Annotated in this window: 19 protein-coding genes; 8 read left to right on the forward strand and 11 right to left on the reverse strand. The window is 69.9% G+C overall.

Translation table 11 applies throughout. The features are described from left to right. Positions 1 to 17 precede the first annotated feature (17 nt). The 5 genes from kdpB to map form a co-directional block, all read right to left on the reverse strand. Positions 18 to 2,147, reverse strand: a complete 2,130-nt coding sequence (gene kdpB / locus ABCS02_RS06305; RefSeq protein WP_345834738.1) for a potassium-transporting ATPase subunit KdpB — start codon at positions 2,145 to 2,147, stop codon at positions 18 to 20. Positions 2,148 to 2,149: 2 nt separating this feature from the next. Next, on the reverse strand, positions 2,150 to 3,811 hold the full coding sequence (kdpA, locus tag ABCS02_RS06310; protein WP_345834739.1) for a potassium-transporting ATPase subunit KdpA: 1,662 nt from the start codon (positions 3,809 to 3,811) through the stop codon (positions 2,150 to 2,152). 1 nt (position 3,812) lies between these two features. Then, the gene (locus ABCS02_RS06315; protein ID WP_345834740.1) at positions 3,813 to 3,902 is read right to left on the reverse strand and encodes a potassium-transporting ATPase subunit F; all 90 of its coding nucleotides are present in this window, start codon (positions 3,900 to 3,902) and stop codon (positions 3,813 to 3,815) included. Between the two features lie 231 nt (positions 3,903 to 4,133). After that, entirely contained in the window at positions 4,134 to 4,949 is an 816-nt protein-coding gene (locus ABCS02_RS06320; protein ID WP_345834741.1) for an ROK family protein, read from the reverse strand. A 66-nt stretch (positions 4,950 to 5,015) separates the two neighbouring features. Next, positions 5,016 to 5,882, reverse strand: coding sequence for a type I methionyl aminopeptidase (gene map / locus ABCS02_RS06325; protein WP_345834742.1), 867 nt, complete (start codon positions 5,880 to 5,882; stop codon positions 5,016 to 5,018). A 12-nt stretch (positions 5,883 to 5,894) separates the two neighbouring features. On the opposite strand from map, the gene ABCS02_RS06330 reads away from it, so the two are divergent. Then, positions 5,895 to 6,107, forward strand: a complete 213-nt coding sequence (locus ABCS02_RS06330) for an SPOR domain-containing protein (RefSeq protein WP_345834743.1) — start codon at positions 5,895 to 5,897, stop codon at positions 6,105 to 6,107. Positions 6,108 to 6,117: 10 nt separating this feature from the next. Then, positions 6,118 to 6,327, forward strand: a complete 210-nt coding sequence (locus ABCS02_RS06335) for a DUF6194 family protein (protein WP_345834744.1) — start codon at positions 6,118 to 6,120, stop codon at positions 6,325 to 6,327. A gap of 10 nt (positions 6,328 to 6,337) precedes the next feature. Here the strand turns inward: ABCS02_RS06335 and panB are convergent, their stop codons facing one another. Next, the gene (panB, locus tag ABCS02_RS06340; RefSeq protein WP_345834745.1) at positions 6,338 to 7,189 is read right to left on the reverse strand and encodes a 3-methyl-2-oxobutanoate hydroxymethyltransferase; all 852 of its coding nucleotides are present in this window, start codon (positions 7,187 to 7,189) and stop codon (positions 6,338 to 6,340) included. Between the two features lie 92 nt (positions 7,190 to 7,281). Between panB and glnA (ABCS02_RS06345) the strand changes: the two genes are divergently transcribed. The 3 genes from glnA (ABCS02_RS06345) to ABCS02_RS06355 all read left to right on the forward strand — a co-directional run bounded on the left by glnA (ABCS02_RS06345) (position 7,282) and on the right by ABCS02_RS06355 (position 11,997). Then, positions 7,282 to 8,619: a type I glutamate--ammonia ligase gene (glnA, locus tag ABCS02_RS06345; RefSeq protein WP_345834746.1), complete on the forward strand. Its 1,338-nt coding sequence runs from the start codon at positions 7,282 to 7,284 to the stop codon at positions 8,617 to 8,619. A 7-nt stretch (positions 8,620 to 8,626) separates the two neighbouring features. Beyond that, positions 8,627 to 11,650 (forward strand): bifunctional [glutamine synthetase] adenylyltransferase/[glutamine synthetase]-adenylyl-L-tyrosine phosphorylase, encoded by a 3,024-nt coding sequence (locus tag ABCS02_RS06350; protein ID WP_345834747.1) that lies wholly within the window; start codon positions 8,627 to 8,629, stop codon positions 11,648 to 11,650. A 62-nt stretch (positions 11,651 to 11,712) separates the two neighbouring features. Then, positions 11,713 to 11,997: a HigA family addiction module antitoxin gene (locus ABCS02_RS06355; protein WP_345834748.1), complete on the forward strand. Its 285-nt coding sequence runs from the start codon at positions 11,713 to 11,715 to the stop codon at positions 11,995 to 11,997. Between the two features lie 52 nt (positions 11,998 to 12,049). On the opposite strand, the gene ABCS02_RS06360 is transcribed toward ABCS02_RS06355, so the two are convergent. Further along, a complete protein-coding gene (locus ABCS02_RS06360) occupies positions 12,050 to 12,361 on the reverse strand; it encodes a YciI family protein (protein WP_345834749.1) in 312 nt (103 codons plus the stop codon). Between the two features lie 289 nt (positions 12,362 to 12,650). Here ABCS02_RS06360 and ABCS02_RS06365 point away from each other — a divergent pair, with 289 nt between their 5' ends. Beyond that, entirely contained in the window at positions 12,651 to 13,988 is a 1,338-nt protein-coding gene (locus ABCS02_RS06365; protein ID WP_345834750.1) for an LCP family protein, read from the forward strand. Between the two features lie 4 nt (positions 13,989 to 13,992). Here the strand turns inward: ABCS02_RS06365 and ABCS02_RS06370 are convergent, their stop codons facing one another. The 3 genes from ABCS02_RS06370 to glnA (ABCS02_RS06380) form a co-directional block, all read right to left on the reverse strand. Next, positions 13,993 to 14,502: a hypothetical protein gene (locus tag ABCS02_RS06370; protein ID WP_345834751.1), complete on the reverse strand. Its 510-nt coding sequence runs from the start codon at positions 14,500 to 14,502 to the stop codon at positions 13,993 to 13,995. A 631-nt stretch (positions 14,503 to 15,133) separates the two neighbouring features. Then, positions 15,134 to 16,210 carry an acyltransferase gene (locus ABCS02_RS06375; RefSeq protein WP_345834752.1) on the reverse strand — a complete coding sequence of 359 codons (1,077 nt, stop codon included), beginning with the start codon at positions 16,208 to 16,210 and terminating at the stop codon, positions 15,134 to 15,136. A 203-nt stretch (positions 16,211 to 16,413) separates the two neighbouring features. Next, positions 16,414 to 17,838 (reverse strand): type I glutamate--ammonia ligase, encoded by a 1,425-nt coding sequence (gene glnA / locus ABCS02_RS06380; RefSeq protein ID WP_345834753.1) that lies wholly within the window; start codon positions 17,836 to 17,838, stop codon positions 16,414 to 16,416. Positions 17,839 to 18,010: 172 nt separating this feature from the next. Here glnA (ABCS02_RS06380) and ABCS02_RS06385 point away from each other — a divergent pair, with 172 nt between their 5' ends. Together ABCS02_RS06385 and ABCS02_RS06390 are read left to right on the forward strand one after the other, a co-directional pair. After that, complete coding sequence (locus ABCS02_RS06385) at positions 18,011 to 18,436, forward strand: RDD family protein (RefSeq protein WP_345834754.1); 426 nt, start codon at positions 18,011 to 18,013, stop codon at positions 18,434 to 18,436. Positions 18,437 to 18,475: 39 nt separating this feature from the next. Further along, positions 18,476 to 19,660: a low temperature requirement protein A gene (locus tag ABCS02_RS06390; RefSeq protein WP_345834757.1), complete on the forward strand. Its 1,185-nt coding sequence runs from the start codon at positions 18,476 to 18,478 to the stop codon at positions 19,658 to 19,660. Between the two features lie 26 nt (positions 19,661 to 19,686). Here the strand turns inward: ABCS02_RS06390 and ABCS02_RS06395 are convergent, their stop codons facing one another. Further along, positions 19,687 to 20,385, reverse strand: coding sequence for a DUF4191 domain-containing protein (locus ABCS02_RS06395; RefSeq protein ID WP_345834758.1), 699 nt, complete (start codon positions 20,383 to 20,385; stop codon positions 19,687 to 19,689). Positions 20,386 to 20,462 lie beyond the last annotated feature (77 nt).

Here is a 20,462-nt window from a genome sequence, read left to right on the forward strand (position 1 = left end):
CTTACTGTCTGTGCCGGTCAGAAGCCGGGGAGGAGGGCGACGACGAGGTCGATCAGCTTGATGCCGATGAACGGGGCGATGATCCCGCCGAGCCCGTAGATGAGGAGGTTGCGGCCGAGCAGCGAGGACGCCGCCGACGGCCGGTAGCGCACGCCGCGCAGGGCGAGCGGGATGAGCAGCACGATCACGATCGCGTTGAAGATCACCGCCGACAGGATCGCGGAGGCGGGCGAGTGCAGCCCCATCACGTTGAGCACGGCGAGGCCGGGGAAGGCCCCGACGAACATCGCGGGGATGATCGCGAAGTACTTCGCCACGTCGTTCGCGATCGAGAACGTGGTGAGCGCGCCGCGGGTGATCAGGAGCTGCTTGCCGATCCGGACGATGTCGATCAGCTTGGTCGGGTCGGAGTCGAGGTCGACCATGTTGCCGGCCTCCTTCGCCGCCGACGTGCCGGTGTTCATCGCGACCCCGACGTCGGCCTGCGCGAGCGCCGGCGCGTCGTTGGTGCCGTCGCCGGTCATCGCGACCAGGGCGCCGCCCTCCTGCTCGCGGCGGATGAGCGCGAGCTTGTCCTCGGGCTTGGCCTCGGCGAGGAAGTCGTCCACGCCGGCCTCTGCCGCGATCGCCTTGGCGGTCAGCGGGTTGTCGCCGGTCACCATGACGGTGCGGATGCCCATCTTCCGAAGGTCGGCGAAGCGCTCAGCCAGGCCCTCCTTCACGATGTCCTTGAGGTAGACCACGCCGAGGAGACGGGAGGCGCCGGTCGCGTCGCGCGTCGCCACCGCGAGAGGGGTGCCGCCGACCTGGGAGATGCGCTCGACCTCACGGTCCAGCTCCTCCAGTGCGGCCGCCGAGGGCGCGGTGCTCTCGCGCACCCAGGCGACGACGGCGCTCGCCGCACCCTTCCGCACCTGCGAGCCGTCCGGGAGGTCGAGCCCGCTCATCCGGGTCTGCGCCGTGAACGGCACGATCTCGCCGTCGATGTGCTCCGGCCGCGAGTACCCGAGCGTCTCCGCCAGCTCGACCACCGAGACGCCCTCCGGCGTCGGGTCGCTGAGCGAGGACTCCGCGGCCGCCCGCACCAGCTCGTCGCCGCTCGCGCCGCCGACGGCCGTGAACTCGCTGGCCCGGCGGTTCCCGTAGGTGATGGTGCCGGTCTTGTCGAGCAGGAGGGTGGTCACGTCGCCCGCGGCCTCCACCGCGCGGCCCGACATGGCGAGCACGTTGTGCTGCACCAGGCGGTCCATGCCGGCGATGCCGATGGCCGAGATGAGCGCGCCGATCGTGGTCGGGATGAGGCAGACCAGCAGCGCGACCAGCACCGGGACGGTCGGCGACACGTTCGAGTACCCGGCGACCGGCTGCAGGACCAGCACCACGATCACGAAGATGATCGACAGGCTGGCGAGCAGGATGTTGAGCGCGATCTCGTTGGGGGTCTTCTGCCGGGAAGCGCCCTCCACGAGCGCGATCATCCGGTCGACGAAGGTCTCGCCCGGCTTGCTGGTGATCCGCACCACGATGCGGTCGGAGAGCACCCGGGTGCCGCCGGTCACCGCGCTGCGGTCGCCGCCGGACTCGCGCACGACCGGCGCGGACTCGCCCGTGATGGCAGACTCGTCCACGGTCGCGATGCCGCGGATGACGTCGCCGTCGCCGGGGATGAGCTCTCCCGTCGTGACCACGACCACGTCCCCGAGCCGCAGGTCGCTGGAGGTCACCTGCTCGGTGGCGGCGGTCAGCGCCTCCGCATCGTGCGCCTCGTCGTAGTGCGCCACGCGCGTCGCCACGGTGGTGGAGCGTGTCTTGCGGAGGGTGGCGGCCTGCGCCTTGCCGCGCCCCTCGGCGACCGACTCGGCCAGGTTGGCGAACAGCACGGTCAGCCAGAGCCACACGGCGATGCTCCAGGTGAAGGCGAGCGTCGCCGGCCCCGCGCCGCCCGCACCGACGAACGGCTGGGCGATCGCGATCACCGTCGTGAGCGCCGCGCCGACCTCCACGATGAACATCACCGGGTTCCGCCACATCTGGCGCGGGTCGAGCTTGCGCAGCGCGCCCGGGAGGGCCGCGACGAGCTGCCGGGCCGAGAACGCTCCGGCCGGGGTGGCGACCGTGCGGGTCGCCGTCGAGTGGATGGTGGTCATGGTCAGTGCAGCCCTTCCGCCAGGGGACCCAGCGCGAGAACGGGGAAGTAGGTGAGTGCGGAGACCAGCAGGATGGTGCCGGCCATCAGCCCGACGAAGAGCGGGCGGTGCGTGGGGAGCGTGCCGGCGGTCGCGGGGATCTTGTTCTGGGCCGCGAGCGAGCCGGCCAGCGCGAGCACGAAGACGATCGGCACGAACCGGCCGAGGAACATCGCGACGCCGAGCGCCGTGTTGAACCAGGGCGTGGCCGCCGTCAGGCCGGCGAAGGCCGAGCCGTTGTTGTTCGCCGCCGAGGTGAACGCGTAGAGCACCTCGCTGAAGCCGTGCAGCCCCGGGTTGAGGATGGAGGTCTTCTCCACGTCGGCCCGGATCGCCGGGATCGCGAAGCTCAGCCCGGTCCCCAGCAGCACGATCGCCGGGGTGGTCAGGATGTAGAGGCTCGCGAGCTTGATCTCGCGCGGCCCCAGCTTCTTGCCCAGGTACTCCGGCGTGCGGCCGACCATGAGACCGGCGAGGAACACCGCGATGACCGCGATGACGAGGATGCCGTACAGCCCCGACCCGACGCCGCCCGGCACGGTCTCGCCGAGCATCATGTTGATCATCGCCATCATCCCGCCGAGCGGTGTGTAGCTGTCGAGCATCGAGTTCACCGCGCCGGTGGAGGTGACCGTCGACGTCGTGTTGAACAGTGTCGAGCCGAGGACCCCGAAGACGGTCTCCTTGCCCTCCATCGACCCGCCCAGCTCGAAGAGCGTCATGGCGACGAGCGACACCAGGAACAGCGAGGCCATCGTCGCCAGGATCGCGTAACCCTGGCGCTTGTCGCCGACCATCGTGCCGAATGTGCGGGGCAGCGAGAACGGGATGACGAGCATGAGGAAGATCTCGACGAGGTTGGTCCAGGCCGTCGGGTTCTCGAACGGGTGCGCCGAGTTGACATTGAAGAAGCCGCCGCCGTTCGTGCCGAGCAGCTTGATCGCCTCCTGGGAGGCCACCGGCCCGCCCGGGATGGACTGCGACGCTCCCGCGATCGTGTGCACCGTGTCGAAGCCGCCAACGTTCTGGATGACGCCGCCGGCGATGAGCACGACGGCCGAGACCAGCGCCAAGGGCAGGAGGACGCGGCCCGTGCCGCGGAGGAGGTCCACCCAGAAGTTGCCGATCCCGGCCTGGGAGAACGCGCCACCGCTGCGGCGGGCCGCGAAGCCGCGCACCAGCGCGACCGCGACGGCGATGCCGACCGCGGCGGACACGAAGTTCTGCACCGCGAGCGCCGCGAACTGCACCGTGTAGCCGAGCGTCACGTCGGGGGAGTACGACTGCCAGTTCGTGTTGGTCACGAACGAGACGGCGGTGTTGAACGCGGTCCCCTCCGGCACCGCGGGGAAGCCGAGGCTGTACGGCAGGAACTGCTGCAGCCGCTGGAGCCCGTAGACGATCAGGATGCCGACCACCGAGAACGCGAGCACGCCGCGCAGGTAGGCGGGCCAGGACTGCTCGGCGCGGGGGTCGATGCCGATCAGCCGGTAGACGCCGCGCTCGACGGCGAGGTCCCTGTCGGTCGTGAAGACGCGCGCGAGGTAGTCGCCGAGCGGGCGGTAGGCGAGGGCGAGCAGGAGGACGAGGGTCGCGAGCTGCGCGACGAACAACCACGCCGCCATGTCAGAACCGCTCCGGCGTGACCAGGGCGACGACCAGGTAGCCGATCGCCGCGACGCCGAGCAGCGCGGCGATCAGGGTGATGACGATCACAGTTTCTCGACCCCCCGGCCGACGAGCGCGACGACGAAGGCCAGCGCTGCGACGGCGAGAAGGTAGACGAGGTCAAGCACGACTCTCTCCATCCATCCGGACACCCCGGCCGGGTGGCCGGGGGCGAGAGAGAGTCCACACCCGGATGAGGACGCGGGTGAGCGTCCTCACGCTTTTCTAACGGGCCTGCGCGCGATCCATGCGGATCGCTCACGCGCCCGGTGATCGCGCCTAGTTGTCGGGCGTGATCCCGACCTCCGCCGAGCGACCGCGCGCACCCGCGTCGCGCTTCTCGCCCCGCACGGCGAGGGCGGCCGCCCCCAGGATGCCCGCGTTGTTGCGGTGGGTGGCCGGCACGATCATCGTGTTGAGGTTCAGCAGCGGCAGGAAGTCCGTGTAGTTCTTGGACACGCCCCCGCCGACGATGAAAAGGTCGGGGGTGAAGAGGAACTCCAGCGTCGAGTAGTACTTCTGCAGGCGCTTCGCCCACTTCTCCCAGGAGAGGTCCTCGCGCTCCTTCGCCGAGTAGGCGGCCCGCGACTCGGCGTCGTGGCCCTCGATCTCCAGGTGGCCGAGCTCCGCGTTCGGGATGAGCACGCCGTCGTAGATGAGCGCTGATCCGATGCCGGTGCCGAGAGTGGTCATGATGACCAGGCCGTCGGTGCCCTTCGCCGCGCCGAAGCGCGTCTCGGCGTAGCCCGCCGCGTCCGCGTCGTTGACGAAGTGGATGTCGCGGCCCAGCGCCTTCTCGAACAGCTCCTCCGCGTGCAGCCCGATCCACTTCTTGGAGACGTTGGCCGCCGAGAGCGTGACGCCGTGGCTGACGATCGCCGGGAAGCACACCCCGACCGGCGCGTCCGGGTCCTCGGCGGCCAGCTTCTCCACGATCTCCTTCGTGGTCTCCACGATGTCGTCCGGCTTGCCGCCCTCCGGCGTCGCGAGCTTGATGCGGTCGCTGACCAGCTCGCCGCTGTCGAGGTCGACCAGCGCCCCCTTGATTCCCGTTCCGCCGACGTCGATGCCGATTGCGTGGTTCTGCGCGCTCATGGTCTCGAATCTACCCCGCGGGCACGCGCGGCGGCAGCAGGCCCGGCGGCGGGATGACGGCACCCGTCAGGGCAGTGTCAGGACCTCCGCGCCCCGCTCGGTGACCACGAGCGTGTGCTCGAACTGCGCCGTGATGCTGCGGTCGCGGGTGACGACGGTCCAGTCGTCCGCCCACAGGTCCCACTCGTGCGAGCCCAGCGTCAGCATCGGCTCGATGGTGAACACCATCCCGACCTCCATCACGTCGTCAAAGGCGGGAGCGGCGTCGTAGTGCGGGATGATCAGCCCGGAGTGGAAGGTCGCGCCGACCCCGTGCCCGGTGAAGTCGCGCACCACCCCGTAGCCGAAGCGCTTGGCGTACGACTCGATGGCGCGGCCGATCACGTTGACCTGACGGCCGGGCGCGACCGCCTTGATGCCGCGGTTCAGCGCCTCCCTGGTCCGCTCGACCAGGAGGGTGACCTCCTGCGACGCCGTGCCGACGATGAAGGTCTGGTTGCTGTCGCCGTGGAAGCCGTTCCTGTACGCGGTGATGTCGATGTTGACGATGTCGCCGTCCGCGAGCACGGTGTCGTCCGGGATGCCGTGGCAGACCACCTCGTTGACCGAGCTGCAGATCGACTTGGGGTAGCCGCGGTAGCCGAGCGTCGAGGGGTAGGCGTCGTGCTCGATGAGGAACTCGTGGCCGATCGCGTCCAGCTCCTCGGTCGTGATGCCGGGGCGCACCGCCTCGCCGACCCGTTCGATGGCGCGCGCGGCGATCCGGCCGGACTCCCGGATCAGCTCGATCTCCTGCGGCGAGTACACGTCGCCGCGGTCGGACGGGGTCGGTCCCTGCTTGCCGACGTACTCCGGCCGCGGGATGCGCGACGGGACGGAGCGCATCGCGGTGACACGTCCCGGAACCAGGTGACCGGCGGAATCCTTGGGCATAGGATCAAGCTTATGACCGGCGAGAACGACTACGGCATCGAGCAGGATGCCGAGCACAAGTACTGGTACAACATGAAGACCGGCGAGGTCGAGCAGGGTTTCCTCTCTCCCGCGCCGAACCGCGTCGGCCCGTTCGACACCCGCGTGGAGGCCGAGCACGCGCTCGAGAAGCTCCGCGAGAACAGCGCCAAGTGGGCCGAGGAGGACGCCGAGGAGGGTCGGTAGCGTTGCCGTCATGACGATGGAACGGGTCCTCGCCGAGGTCAGGGGCTTCGACGGAGTGCTGGAGTCCGCGCCGCAGCCCGCCGGCGAGTTCCCGGAGATCTCTTACGGCTGGGTGTGCGTCGTGAACCCCGGTCCGGTCACGCTCGATCGCGCGCTGGCCGCCCTGCGCGACGCCCACGCCGACGACCGGCGGCGCGTCGAGCGCCGCCAGGCGACCTAGGGGAGACCGCCTAGAAGGAGTGCTCCGGCCCGGGGAACACCCCGCCCTGCACCTCCGACTTGTACGTGCGCGCCGCCTCCGACAGTGCGCCCTTCAGGTCCGCGTACTGCTTCACGAACCGCGGGATACGCCCGGTCGTGAATCCCGCCCAGTCCGTCCACACCAGCAGCTGACCGTCCACGTGCGGGCCGGCGCCGACGCCGATCGTCGGGATGCGCAGCTCCTGTGTGACCCGCTGGGCCACGTCCGCCGGCACCATCTCCATCACGACCGCGAACGCCCCGGCCTCCTCGACCGCGTGCGCGTCGGCGAGGATCTGCTCCGCGCCCTCGCCACGCCCCTGGACGAGGTGGCCGCCGAGCCCGTGCTCGCTCTGCGGGGTGAAGCCGATGTGCGCCATCACCGGGATGCCGGCGTCCACAATGCGCCGGATCTGCTTGGCGCTGCGCTCGCCGCCCTCCAGCTTGACCGCGTGCGCCCCGGTCTCCTTCATGAAGCGCACGGCGGTGTGCAGCGCGTCCTGCGGCCCGGTCTCGTAGGAGCCGAACGGCATGTCCGCGACGACGAACGCGCGCTTGACGGCCTTCGCGACAGCGCGCGTGAGCGGGATCAGGTCGTCCACCGTGACCGGGAGCGTCGTGTCGTAGCCCAGGACGTTGTTGCCGGCCGAGTCGCCCACCAGCAGGAAGTCGATGCCCGCCTCGTCGAAGATCTGGGCGGTCAGCATGTCGTAGCTGGTCAGCCCGGTGAACGGCTCGCCCGCCTCCTTCGCCGACTGGAAGTGGCGGGTCCGCACCCGCTTCAGCGACTCCATCGACGGCGTGGCGGGGTGGACGGAGGGCACAGGTGACTGCTCGCTCATGCGCCTCAGTCTAGTGACGCGGCACCCGCGGTCATCCGGCGGGTTTCCGCCCGCGGAGCCACTAGTCTGGAGTGGCCGACGAAAGGGGCAGGATGGACAAGCAGCGCGACTTCGTTCTTCGCACCATCGAGGAGCGCGGCGTCAAGTTCGTGAGGCTGTGGTTCACCGACGTGGTCGGCACGCTGAAATCGGTGGCGATCGCGCCGGCCGAGGTCGAGGGCGCGTTCACCGAGGGCCTCGGCTTCGACGGCTCCGCGATCGAGGGGCTGACCCGCGCGTTCGAGTCCGATCTGCTGGCGCATCCCGACCCCACCACGTTCCAGATCCTGCCGTGGCGCGGGGAGGTCGACCCGACCGCCCGCATGTTCTGCGACATCACGACGCCCGACGGCCAGCCCTCGGTGTCCGACCCGCGCAACGTGCTCAAGCGCACGCTGGAGAAGGCGGCCGACCGCGGCTTCACCTTCTACACGCACCCGGAGATCGAGTTCTACCTGCTCAAGTCCTCCACCTTCGGCGACGAGGGCCCGGAGCCCGTCGACTCGGCCGGCTACTTCGACAACGTCCCCGGCGGCACGGCGCACGACTTCCGCCGCCGGTCGGTGCGGATGCTGGAGGACCTCGGCATCTCGGTGGAGTTCAGCCACCACGAGGCCGGCCCCGGCCAGAACGAGATCGACCTCCGTTACGCCGACGCGCTGACCACGGCCGACAACATCATGACGTTCCGGACGGTCATCAAGGAGGTGGCGATCGAGCAGGGCGTGTACGCGACCTTCATGCCGAAGCCGCTCTCCGGCCACCCGGGTTCGGGCATGCACACCCACATGTCGCTGTTCGAGGGCGACACCAACGCGTTCTTCGAGGCCGGCGCGCAGTACCAGCTCTCGCAGACCGGGCGGCAGTTCATCGCCGGCCTGCTCAAGCACGCGCCGGAGATCACGGCCGTCACGAACCAGTTCGTCAACTCCTACAAGCGGCTCTGGGGCGGCGACGAGGCGCCGAGCTTCGTCTGCTGGGGCCACAACAACCGCTCCGCGCTCGTGCGCGTCCCGCTCTACAAGCCCAACAAGGGCCAGAGCTCGCGCGTCGAGTACCGCGCCATCGACTCCGCCGCGAACCCGTACCTGTCGTTCTCGCTGATGCTGGCCGCCGGCCTCAAGGGCATCGAGGGCCAGTACGAACTGCCGCCGGAGGCCGAGGACAACGTCTGGGCGCTGTCCGACGCCGAGCGCCGCGCGCTCGGGTACAACCAGCTCCCGGCCAGCCTGGACCACGCGATCTCGCTGATGGAGGACTCCGAGCTGGTCGCCGAGACGCTCGGCGAGTCGGTCTTCAACTACGTGCTGCTGAACAAGCGGCGCGAGTGGGCCGAGTACCGGGCGCAGGTCACGCCGTTCGAGCTGCGGTCGAACCTCGAGATCCTCTGACCCGAACGTGACCCGCGAGCAGCTCTCCCTCACGACGCTGGCTCGCGCCGGTTTCGTGGGGCTGAGCTCGGTCCGCGGCGAACTGGACGAGCTGGTCGAGCTGACCGGCTTCGGCGTGGACGACCTCCTGCCCGCGCTGTCGGCCGCCGCCGATCCGGACACCGCTCTCGCGCTGGCCCTGCGGCTGCTGCGGCACGCGCCGGTGCAGACCGCGCGCTACGTGCCGTCGCGGAACGACGCGCGTCGGGTGTTCCGGGTGATCGGCGCGTCCGAGGGCGCCGCCGAGTTCTTCCTGCGCCAGCCCGCCGAGCTGAGCGCGCTCGACTACCCGGTCACTGCGCTGCCGACCGCAGCCGAGCTGCGCGCCGACCTGCTCGACTCCGTCGGCGCCGTGGACGGCGTCGCCGCGCTGGAGGACGACGCCGCGCGCACGGCCCTCCGCGTGCGCTACCGCCGCCGGCTCGTGCAGCTCGCCAGCTACGACCTGGAGCAGGAGGACCCGGTCGCCGGGTTCGACGGCGTCGCCGCCGCGCTGTCCGACCTCGCCGCCGCCGCCCTGGAGGCCTCCCTCGCCGTGGCCCGCCGGCAGACAATCGGCACCGGCCCCGGCCGCTTCCCGGAGGCCGAGGTGCGCGCGACCCGGTTCGCGATCATCGGCATGGGCAAGGCCGGCGCGCGCGAGCTCAACTACGTCAGTGACGTCGACGTCATCTACGTCACCGAGGGCGACGAGGAGGCCGGCCTCAGCTCCGGCCGCGCCGTCGACATCGCCACGCGGCTGGCGATGCTGACGCAGCGCGGCATCCACGAGCCGGCGATCGAGCCCGGCCTCTGGGAGGTCGACCCCAACCTGCGGCCGGAGGGCAAGGACGGCGCGCTCGTGCGCACCCTGGAGTCGCACATCGCCTACTACGACCGCTGGGCGAAGGGCTGGGAGTTCCAGGCGCTGCTGAAGGCCCGGCCGCTCGCGGGCGACCTCGAACTGGGGGAGCGCTACGTCGCGGCGCTCGCGCCGAAGGTGTGGAGCAGCGCGTCGCGCGAGAACTTCGTGGAGTCCGTGCAGCGGATGCGCGAGCGCGTGACCGACAACATCCCCGACGATGAGACCCACTACCAGCTCAAGCTCGGGCCCGGCGGCCTGCGCGACGTCGAGTTCACCGTGCAGCTCCTCCAGCTCGTCCACGGCCAGACCGACGAGCGGGTGCGGCAGCGCGACACGCTGTCCGCCCTCGCCGCCCTCGCCGCGCAGGGCTACATCGGCCGGGAGGAGGCCGCCGCCTTCTCGCAGGACTACCGCACGCTGCGCCTGATGGAGCACCGCCTCCAGCTGCGCCACCTCAGCCGCACCCACTTGATGCCGCGCGACGAGGGCGACGTGCGCATCCTGGCCCGCGCGACCGGGCTGGCGCCGAGCGCCGAGCAGCTTCTGGAGCGCTGGAACGCGATCAAGCACCGCGTGCGCGGCCTCCACGAGCGCCTGTTCTACCGCCCGCTGCTCAGCGCCGTCGCCGCCATGCCCACCGACGACACCGGGCTGACCGGGGGAGCAGGGCTCACCAGCGAGCAGGCGGAGGCCAGGCTCGCCGCGATCGGCTTCCGCGACCCGCGCGGCGCCCTCGCGCACATCGCCGCGCTCACCGCCGGCGTCTCGCGGCGGGCGACCATCCAGCGCCACCTGCTGCCCGTGCTGCTGCAGTGGTTCGCAGCCGGAGCGGACCCCGACTACGGCCTCCTGACCTTCCGCCGGCTCAGCGAGGACCTGGGGACCACGCATTGGTACCTGAAGATGCTGCGCGACTCCACCGGCGCCGCCGAGCGGCTCACCCGGGTGCTGTCCGGCTCGCGGTACGCCGGCGAGCTGCTCGGCCGCATCCCGGAATCCGTCGCCTGGCTGGAGTCGGAGGAGGAGCTGCGCCCGCGCACAGCCGAGGTGCTGCGCGAGGAGACCGCCGCGATCCTCGGACGGCACCAGTCCGCGGCGACCGCGGCCGCGTCGCTGCGCGCCGTCCGCCGCCGCGAGGTGCTGCGGCTGGCGTTCTCCGCGATCCTCGGCTTCGCGACGATCGAGGAGCTGGCCCGCGGGCTGACCGCCGTCAACGAGAACGTGATCGAGGGCGTGCTGTCCGCGATCCGCGCCGAACGCGGCGACGCGGCCGAGCTGGAGTTCGCGATCATCGGCATGGGCCGCTTCGGCGGCCGCGAGCTCGGCTTCGGCTCCGACCTCGACGTGATGTACGTCTTCCGTCCGCTCGCCGCCGAGCAGGACGCCGCGCACAAGGCCGCGCTGGCGATCGTCGCCGACCTCAACCGGCTGACGGAGGACAACCGCCTCCCGCTCGACCTCGACATCGGCCTGCGCCCCGAGGGCAAGAACGGCCCGCCCGTCCGCTCGCTGGAGGCCTACCGCGCCTACTACAAGCGCTGGTCGCTGACCTGGGAGGCCCAGGCGCTGCTGCGCGCCCGCGGCGTGGCCGGGGACGCGGCGCTGCTCGCCGACTTCGACACGGTGGCCGACGAGGTCCGCTACCCGGCGGCGATCGGCGAGCAGGAGGTCCGCGAGGTCAAGCGCATCAAGGCCAGAGTCGAGAACGAGCGCCTCCCGCAGGGCGCCGACCCGGCCCGCCACCTCAAACTCGGCCGCGGCTCGTTGAGCGACGTCGAGTGGTTCGTCCAGCTCATCCAGCTCCAGCACGCCGCCGCGATCCCGGCGCTGCGCACGACGTCCACCCTGGACGCACTGGCGGTCGCCGTCGACAACGACCTGGTGGCGGACGACGACGCGGCCAAACTCCGCGACGCGTGGCTACTGGCCTCCCGCGCCCGCTCGGCGATGACGCTCTGGACCAACAAGACCGCCGACGTCCTCCCGGCCGACCGGGTGGCCCTGGAGGGCGTCGCCCGCCTCCTGGAGTACCCGCCGGGCTCGGCGAGCCGCCTGGAGGAGGACTACCTCGCGGTCACCCGCCGCGCCCGGGCGGTGTTCGAGCGCGCGTTCTACGGCCTCCCGCAGCGACCGACGCCGACGGGGTGAATAACAACGCCGTGCGTCAATAACGCCTTGCATTAATAACGCGCTGCATTACTATGGAGACCATGACCGACCCGATCACTCCCGGGGAGATCCTCTCCGAGGAGTTCATGGCCCCGCTCGGGCTCACGAAATACGCGCTCGCGAAGGCTGTTCATGTCCCGGCGCAGCGCATCGGCGACATCGTGAACGGAAAGCGGGCCATCACCCCCGACACCGCGCTCCGGTTCGCGCGAGCGTTCGGGACCACGGCCGAGTTCTGGCTGAACCTGCAGGCCCACCACGACATCGAGGTCGCCCTCGCCACGCACCGCGCCGAGTTCGAGGACATCGCCCCGTTGGCCGGCTGACGCCGCACCCGTCCGGGCCCGCGCAGCACGCACGCGGACCCGGAGGGACACCTCACATCCCAGGAACGGGCGTCAACTCGTACACGTCGATGGTGCCGCCCATCGCACGGTGCGGGTGGCCGGTGAGCAGGCCCTCGACGGCGTCCGCGCTGTCGGCCTCGATGAGGGTGTAGCCGCCGACGCTGCGGTCGGCCCCCTCGGAGACGGCGGCCGTCGGCGCGCCGAAGTCGATCAGCCCGGCGCCGACCTGCTGAGCCCAGGCGTTCCAGGCGGCGTTCATCTGCTCGGCCTGCTCGGGGGTGGGTTCCGGCATCGAGGCCATCGCCTCGGGGTCGGCGCGGTAGAGGAGGAGGTAGCGGGCCATGTTCGGATCCTTCCGTCGGCGCGCGGGCCGGGGTTGGCCCGGGCGCCACCGAATCTAGTGCTGCGCAGACGGGCAGGGAACAGCCGGCGGCCAACCTGCGACACTTTTCATCTGCGCGCTCACCCGCGGTTTCTGGGAGTTCATCGGGCGTCCGCTGGCGACTGCGGTTTTCGGTGGGACGATCGGGAGGCCCGCAGCACGCTCGACCCGCGAGCCCGACCAGTGGCGGCCCCCGAAGCGCCTCCACCGCGAGTCCCGCAACCCCCGAATCCCGCAAGGAGACCCGACCATGACCTCGCCCCGCCTGCCCGACCCGGCCTTCCCGGCCGGTGACCGCGGCGCCGCCGAGCCTGTCCGCCGGAACGTCGCCCACGCCCAGCGCCCCCGCACCTCCGTGACCAAGCGGGTCCTGCTCTCGGTAGCCGGTGCGGTCGCCGCCGTCGCGGTCGCCGTCGGGGCGTTCGCCGCCTACTCCTACGTGGACCTCTCGAACGGCCTGCACCGCTCGAACATCACCCTCCCCGGCGCCGGCACGAAGAAGAACGTCGCCGAGAGCAACATCCTCGTCATGGGCCTCGACAGTCGCCTGGACGAGAACGGGAACGCCCTCCCGACCGACGTCTACAACGCCCTGCACGCCGGCAACCAGGGCGACGGCGGCTACAACGCCAACGTGCTGATGCTCATCCACATCCCCGCGGGCGGCAAGAAGGCCGTGGGCATCTCGATCCCGCGCGACGACTACGCCCCGCTGTCCGGGAGCCCGGACGGCGTGTCCGCCTCCAAGATCAAGGAGGCGTACGGCCTCGCCCTCGACCAGAAGCTCACCGAGCTGACCAAGGCGGGGGTAGCGCAGGCCGACGCCTACCAGCAGGCGCGCACCTTCGCGCGCCAGACCGAGCTGCAGACCGTGTCGGACTTCCTCGGCGGCGTGCGGATCGACCACTTCATCGAGGTCACGATGGCCGCCTTCTACCAGGTGGCCCAGGCGGTCCAGCCGATCACCGTGTGTATCGCGCAGGACACGCAGGACCCGTACTCCGGCGCCGACTTCAAGGCCGGCGTCCAGCAGCTGACCGCGTCCCAGGCGGTGAGCTTCGTCCGGCAGCGCCGCGACGAGAACAACACGGCGCTGAACTTCACCGACCTCGATCGCGAACGCCGGCAGCAGGCGTTCATCGTCTCGCTGGCGACGAAGCTGAAGAAGGCCGACACCTTCGCGAACCCGGCGACCCTGGAGTCCCTGATCGCCGCCGCCAAGCAGAACATCGCCCTCGACTCGGGCTTCGACCTCCTCAGCTTCGCGTCGGAGGCGCAGCACCTGGCGGGCGGGAACATCACCTTCACGACCCTGCCGATCACCGGCTACGGGGTGAAGGACGGCAAGGACGTCAACCTCGTCGACCCGGACCAGATCCACGCGGTGGTGCAGCAGCTCCTGAACCCCGGGACGGCGACGGCGACGCCCACCGCGACCCCGGGAGCGACGACCCCCTCTGGACCGTCCGCGACGACGGCGCCAGCGCCCTCCCCGTCGCCGACCGCGTCGACGCCGCCCGGCCCGAACGGGACGTACACCGACCCGACCGCGCCGCTGCCGTCCGGGGGAGTGCCCTGCGTGAAGTAGGGGGCTACTCGCCCAGCGCGTCGATCAGCGAGGCGTAGAGCGCACTGAACCGCGCCCGGTGGTCGTCCGTCTCGATCGGGCTCAGCGGGAAGGTCACCTTCGCGCCGTACGACCACTCCGCGGTGACCGTGAAGTCGCCTGGCCACGGGTCGAACAGGTCACGCTTGAAGGCGGAGTTCGCGTCCGAGATCGTGAGCTGAGAGAGTCCGGCGCGCGGCCGGGCGACGACGACCGTCGCGACGTCGTAGGGATCGGCGCTGCGCCCGGTGGCGTCGGCGAACACGATGGTCTTGTCGGTGAACACCACGACCTTCGCCGAGAACACGCCGGCGTCGTCGACGCGCACCCCGGAGTCCAGATGCTCGATCGGCCGGAGCCCGACCGCGAGCGCGATGCCGCTGACGAAATGCCCGAACCACTCGGCGCGGTCGTCGCTGCGCAACCGCATCCATGCGACCCCGGTGAGCGACCGGCCGACCTCGTCGAGCACCTCGGTCAGGTCTCTCTCCGCCATGCGATCCTCCTCGGCGTCCTGCTGTGGATGCGGACTCCCGCGACAACCGTAGCCGTGCGACGCGCACCGCGCACGTCGGGACCCGTGCGGCCGGTGGCGTGCCTGTGCAGGGTGGGGCTCGCCAGCCTCGCCGAGGAAGCGGTAGGTGCCCCCGCTCTGGGGGCTTGGCTTGCCGACGGAACCGGGAACAATTGTGTGTGCGACCGCAATCGATTTTCGGAGATCGATCGCGGTTCTGAACGCGCGGCCTTTCGGGTAGGCCGAAGCGTCAGTGGGCCCGGACGCGGCGAGTCGCGAGCGCCGGGCCCACTCAGTCGTGCCCGAGGTGGACCGACGAAGGAGAAACAGTGGCAGTCACACCCGGCCCGGTGTGCACGGAGTGCGGAGGTCCCACCCGCGTCTCGCCGAACCCGTACTTCCGCACCGGCCTATCCGTGCACTCGGAGGTCGCGGAGTGCCGCCCCTGCGGCACGACCGCCTTCGTCCCGGTGACGCCTGCGCCGCGTCCCATCGGTGATGTGAGGCGCAGGTTTCCGGAAATCGTCCGGGCCGCGTTCGCCCGGTTATCGGATCGCGGGTAGGGCGCGCCGCCTCACACGCCGCCGGTGGGTCGGCACGAACGAACCGGGACTCAGGCCGGATGTCCTGCCGATCGGAGACGCTTCTTCGGGCCTCCCCACGATTGTCCGAGGACCAGAAGACGGAGGACGCGCGAATATCCGCACAGCCACTGGACGATCATCGGCAGGCCGAGGGCGGCCGCCATGCCGATGACGAGGAGGACGTAGGTGTTCTCGACGCCGATCCGGGCGAAGAGGATGCGTGAACCCGCCGAGCCGAACACGTGCATGAGGAAGATCGCATACGAGTATTTCCCGATGAACGCGAGGGGGCGCCAGCTCCAGCGTGTCGAGAGCAGCGCCAGGCACGCGATGCCGCTGAGGAGGATCGCAGACAGCGAGTAGCGCGTCTGAATGTCGGGAATCACGCCGACGACACCGAGTTGGGAGACCCCGATCAGCGCCACAGCGACGACACCGGTGGAGATCTGTACGGCCGCCGGCGACCCGCGCCAGTCGAACCGGCGGGCGAAGACGCCGAGGAAGAAGAACGGGAGGAGATAGACCGTGCCCATCGTGCTGAAGAACTTGACGTTCTCGACGAAGGGGCCGACGACGACGCTGAAGGCCACTGCGGCGACAAGCCAGGCGGATGCGGAACGTCGAGTCTCCGCCAGTCGGAAGCGGTCGATCACGGCGATCATTGCGAAGAGGACCAGCAGGGCTTCGAGGAACCAGAAATGCTCGATCGGCACGACGATGTGCCACTGCCACAGGGGGAGTTCGTAACTGTTGTTCACCGCGTCGCCCAGGACGACCTTGACGAGCATGTAGAGCGTGCCCAGAACGAACATCGGCACCATGAGTCGGCGGAGCTTCTTGCGCATGAACCCGCCCCAGCCGGAGTATGCAGGGCGCATAGCGTAGACGAAGCCGGAGAGGAAGGTGAAGAGCGGCATCCGCAGGAAGACCATCGAGTCCGTCACCCAGCGCAGGACACTCCCGTCGTCCACCGTCAGACCGAGCGTCTTGTCAGCGCCGACCGTGTGGTAGAAGACCAGCAAGATACAGGCGAGACCTCGCGCGGTCTCGATTGTAAGGTCCTTCGTGCGTGCGCGCTGCTGAAGAGCGGTTGGTGCGGCGGACACCGATCCTCCAAAGTTCAGGGCACTCCAACGAGCATGAAATGCACGATTGAAATGATAGCGAAAGAACTCTGGAGGTCGCGTTTCTCCCCGGGTGAACCCGAGGTGACTATGTGTGCTCAGTCCGGTTCGGCGATGTCAGCCGCCGCACGCGGGAAGGGCCGCATCCCGAGCGGGATGCGGCCCTTCCATGACGCGACGTCTGCCTACACCCCGTAGTACAGCTCGTACTCGAACGGGTGCGGACGCTGCGCGAGGGGCTTGATCTCCTTCTCGCGCTTGTACTCGATCCAGGTCTCGATGAGCTCCGGGGTGAACACGCCGCCTGCGGTGAGGAAGTCGTGGTCGGCCTCCAGCGCGTCGAGCGCCTCGCCGAGCGATGCCGGGACCTGCGGGATGTTGCGGGCCTCCTCGGGCGGGAGCTCGTAGAGGTCCTTGTCGACCGGTTCGTGCGGCTCGATGCGGTTCTTGATGCCGTCGAGGCCCGCCATCAGCTGGGCGGCGAACGCGAGGTACGGGTTGCCCGAGGCGTCCGGCGCGCGGAACTCGATGCGCTTGGCCTTCGGGTTGGTGCCCGTGATCGGGATGCGGATGGACGCCGAGCGGTTGCCGGCCGAGTAGACCAGGTTGACCGGGGCCTCGAAGCCGGGGACCAGGCGGTGGAACGAGTTCACCGTCGGGTTCGTGAAGGCGAGCACAGCCGGGGCGTGCTTGAGCAGGCCGCCGATGTACCAGCGAGCGATGTCGGACAGGCCGCCGTAGCCGGCCTCGTCGTAGAACAGCGGCTTGCCGTCGTTCCACAGCGACTGGTGGGTGTGCATGCCCGAGCCGTTGTCGCCGAAGAGCGGCTTCGGCATGAACGTGGCGGTCTTGCCCCACTGCTCGGCCGTGTTCTTGACGATGTACTTGAACTTCAGGATGTCGTCCGCCGCGTGGACCATCGTGTCGAAGCGGTAGTTGATCTCCGCCTGGCCGCCGGTGCCCACCTCGTGGTGCGCGCGCTCCAGGATGAGGCCCGCGTCGATCAGCTTCAGCGAGATGTCGTCGCGCAGGTCGGCCTGCTTGTCGACCGGGCTCACCGGGAAGTAGCCGCCCTTGTACGGGGTCTTGTTGCCGAGGTTGCCGCCCTCTTCGACGCGGCCGGAGTTCCAGGCGCCCTCCTCGGAGTCCACCGCGTAGAAGCTGGAGTTCTGCTTCACCTCGTAGCGCACGTCGTCGAAGATGTAGAACTCGGCCTCCGGCGCGAAGAACGCGGTGTCCGCGATGCCCGTGGAGGCGAGGTACTTCTCCGCCTTCTTGGCGACCTGACGCGGGTCCTTCGCGTAGATCTCGCCGTTGCGGGGGTTGTAGATGTCGAACACCATGATCAGCGTGCGCTCGGCACGGAACGGGTCGATGTACGCGGTCGAGACATCCGGGATCAGCTGCATGTCCGACTCGTGGATCGACGCGAAACCGCGGATCGAGGAACCGTCGAACAGCTGGCCGACCGAGAAGAACTCCTCGTCGACGGTCGCTGCGGGGATGTTGAAGTGCTGCTGAACACCGGGCAGATCGGTGAAGCGGATATCAAGGAACTTGACGTCGGTGTCCTTGATGTACTTGAGCACCTCGGAAGAATCACGGAACATACGGAGGACTCCCAATGGCTTGCGGTGACGGACTGCGCGTGCAGCCCAAGCTACACGCTAGGGGGAGGCCGTTTCCCTCCGGTGACGCAAATGTTTCCGGCATGTTACGCGGTGCGCTGCCCACGAGCGCTCCGGACCGGGGAGCGCTCGGCCCGGCCGGTAAACTGGAGGGGTGCCGCAGAACACCCCGCCCTCCCGCTCCGGCGACCTCGCCCCCAGCCGTTACCCGGGGGAGCGGCTCGGCCTCCCGGAGGCGGGCCCGCGGTCGGTCGGGAGGCTCGGCCGCCGCCTCGGCGCCATCGTCGTCGACTGGGCGCTCGCGTCGCTCATCTCGTTCGCGTTCTTCCACTACGACTCCTGGGCGAACATCGGGCTCTTCGCGCTGATGCAGGTCGTCTTCATCCCGACGATCGGCGGCAGCATCGGCCACCGGATCTTCGGGATGCGCGTGGTCGCGGTCGCCGGCGGCTGGGTCGGCGTGTGGCGGCCGGTGGTGCGCACGGTGCTGCTCTGCATCGTCATCCCGGCGCTGGTGTGGGACTCGGATCAGCGCGGCTTCCACGACAAGGTCGCCGGCACGGTGCTGATCCGCGCGTAGCCCTCCGGGCCGCACCCTGCGCGCCGCTACACTCCTGGCATGCGCGCCTTCGGCTTCGCCCGCGACCTGCTCCGGTCGGACTCCGCCGGGGCCCACCGCGTGACGTACACCGAGCTGTTCTTCGACCTCGTCTTCGTGTTCGCGGTCACCCAGGTGTCGCACGTCCTCCTCCACGAGCAGTCCGCCCTCACGCTGCTGCACGCGGTGATGCTGGCGATGGTCGTCTGGTGGGTGTGGATGTTCACCACCTGGGCGTCGAGCTGGCTCGACCCGGAGCGCGGCGCGGTGCGTGCGCTGTTCGTGGTGCTGATGCTGCTCGGCCTGCTGCTGGCCTCCGCGATCCCGGAGGCGTTCGGCGACCGCGCCGTGCTGTTCGCCGTGTGCCTCGTGCTCATGCAGCTCAGCCGCAGCGTGTTCACCCTGTTCGCGTTCGGCCGGTCGCGCCCGGAGCACGCGGTGAACTTCGTGCGCATCATCGTGTGGCACGCCGTGGCCGGGACGCTGTGGCTGGTCGGCGCCTTCCTCCCCGACGAGGGTCGCCTCGTGGTCTGGCTGATCGCCCTGGCCGTCGACTACATCGGGCCGCGCACCCGGTTCTGGACGCCGGGCCTCGGAAGCTCTGCGCTCGCGAGCTGGAACATCTCCGGCGCGCACATGGCCGAGCGGGTGAGCCTGTTCCTGATCATCGCGCTCGGCGAGTCGATCGTGGTCACCGGCGCCGCCTTCTCGACCGCGCCGCTCGACGTCGTCCATCTGGTGGCGTTCCTCGCCGCGTTCGTGGGGACGGTCCTGCTCTGGCTGCTCTACTTCTCGCACAGCCAGCAGAGCGGGAGCGCGTACATCGAGCGCGCGACGGAGCGGGGGATGATCGCGCAGACCGCGTACACGTACATCCCGCTGCTGCTGGTGCTCGGGATCGTGCTCTCCGCGGTCGCGGACGGACTGGTGCTGCAGCGTCCGTCCGGTCTCCCGACGGCGTGGACGGCCGGGCTGCTGTGCGGCTCCGCGATCGTTTACCTCGTCGGTCTGCTGCTGTTCCGCCGGGCGACCGGGATGCGCTGGTCGCTGACCCTGGTGGCCGGCGCGGCGGTCGTCGCCGTACTGTGGCCGGTCGCCGGCTTGCTGCCGACGGCGGTCGTCGCGTGGGGAGTCAACGCGGTGCTGGCGTTCGTCGTCCTCACGGAAGCTATCGCATCCCGCCGCACCGGCACCCGCGCCGATTAACGATCGAGGGGCACGTGGGTGTGGCGTCAGCGGGCGCGCTGGGCCCGCACCTTCATGGGGTCGACGCCCTTCGGGATCGGCATCGCGTTCTCCAGCGACGCCAGGCGGTTGCTGATCGCGATGACCTCCGCCTTGGTGAGGGTCGGCTTGATCTTGGCCAGGGTGCGCGGGACCTTGTGCAGCGGCACGGAGTCGGCGTCCGGGCCCACCGAGATGATGGTGACGGGCACGTTCGGCAGCACGCGGTTGATCTTGCGGCGCTCCTCGTCGACCATGCGCTGCGTGCGGGTCTTGGGGCCCTCGCCGATGAGCACGACGCCGCCGCGGCCGGTGGCACGGTAGACCGCGTCCTGCGTCTTGCCGTTGACGGCGATCGGCATCTCAGAGCCGCGCCAGCTGCGCTTGAGCGAGCTGCGCAGGACGGCGCCGACGGCGCCCGGCTGGCCCTCGATCTGCGAGTAGGCGGCGCGCTCGGCACGGCGGCCGAGGATGATGAGGCCGAGCAGCACGCCGGCCAGGACGCCCGCGACGATCCAGAGGACCATCGTGAAGACGTTGCCGCCCGACAGGAACACCGCCATCGCGACGCCCGCGAGGATCGGCAGCACGATTCCGCCCACGATGTAGAGCAGCGCGCGGTCGTCGTAGCGGCGGGTCATCTGCAAGACCTGCCACATCTGCTTCAGCCGACCGGGCTCCTTGGTGGACTTGTCCTTACGTGCCATAGGTACAAGGATACCGGCTCGCCCGGCCCCTGGATGACCTGTTCACGGCAGGCGTAGCGCCGATCGGGAGGCCGCGC

The sequence above is a fragment of the Microbacterium sp. X-17 genome, from assembly GCF_039615055.1.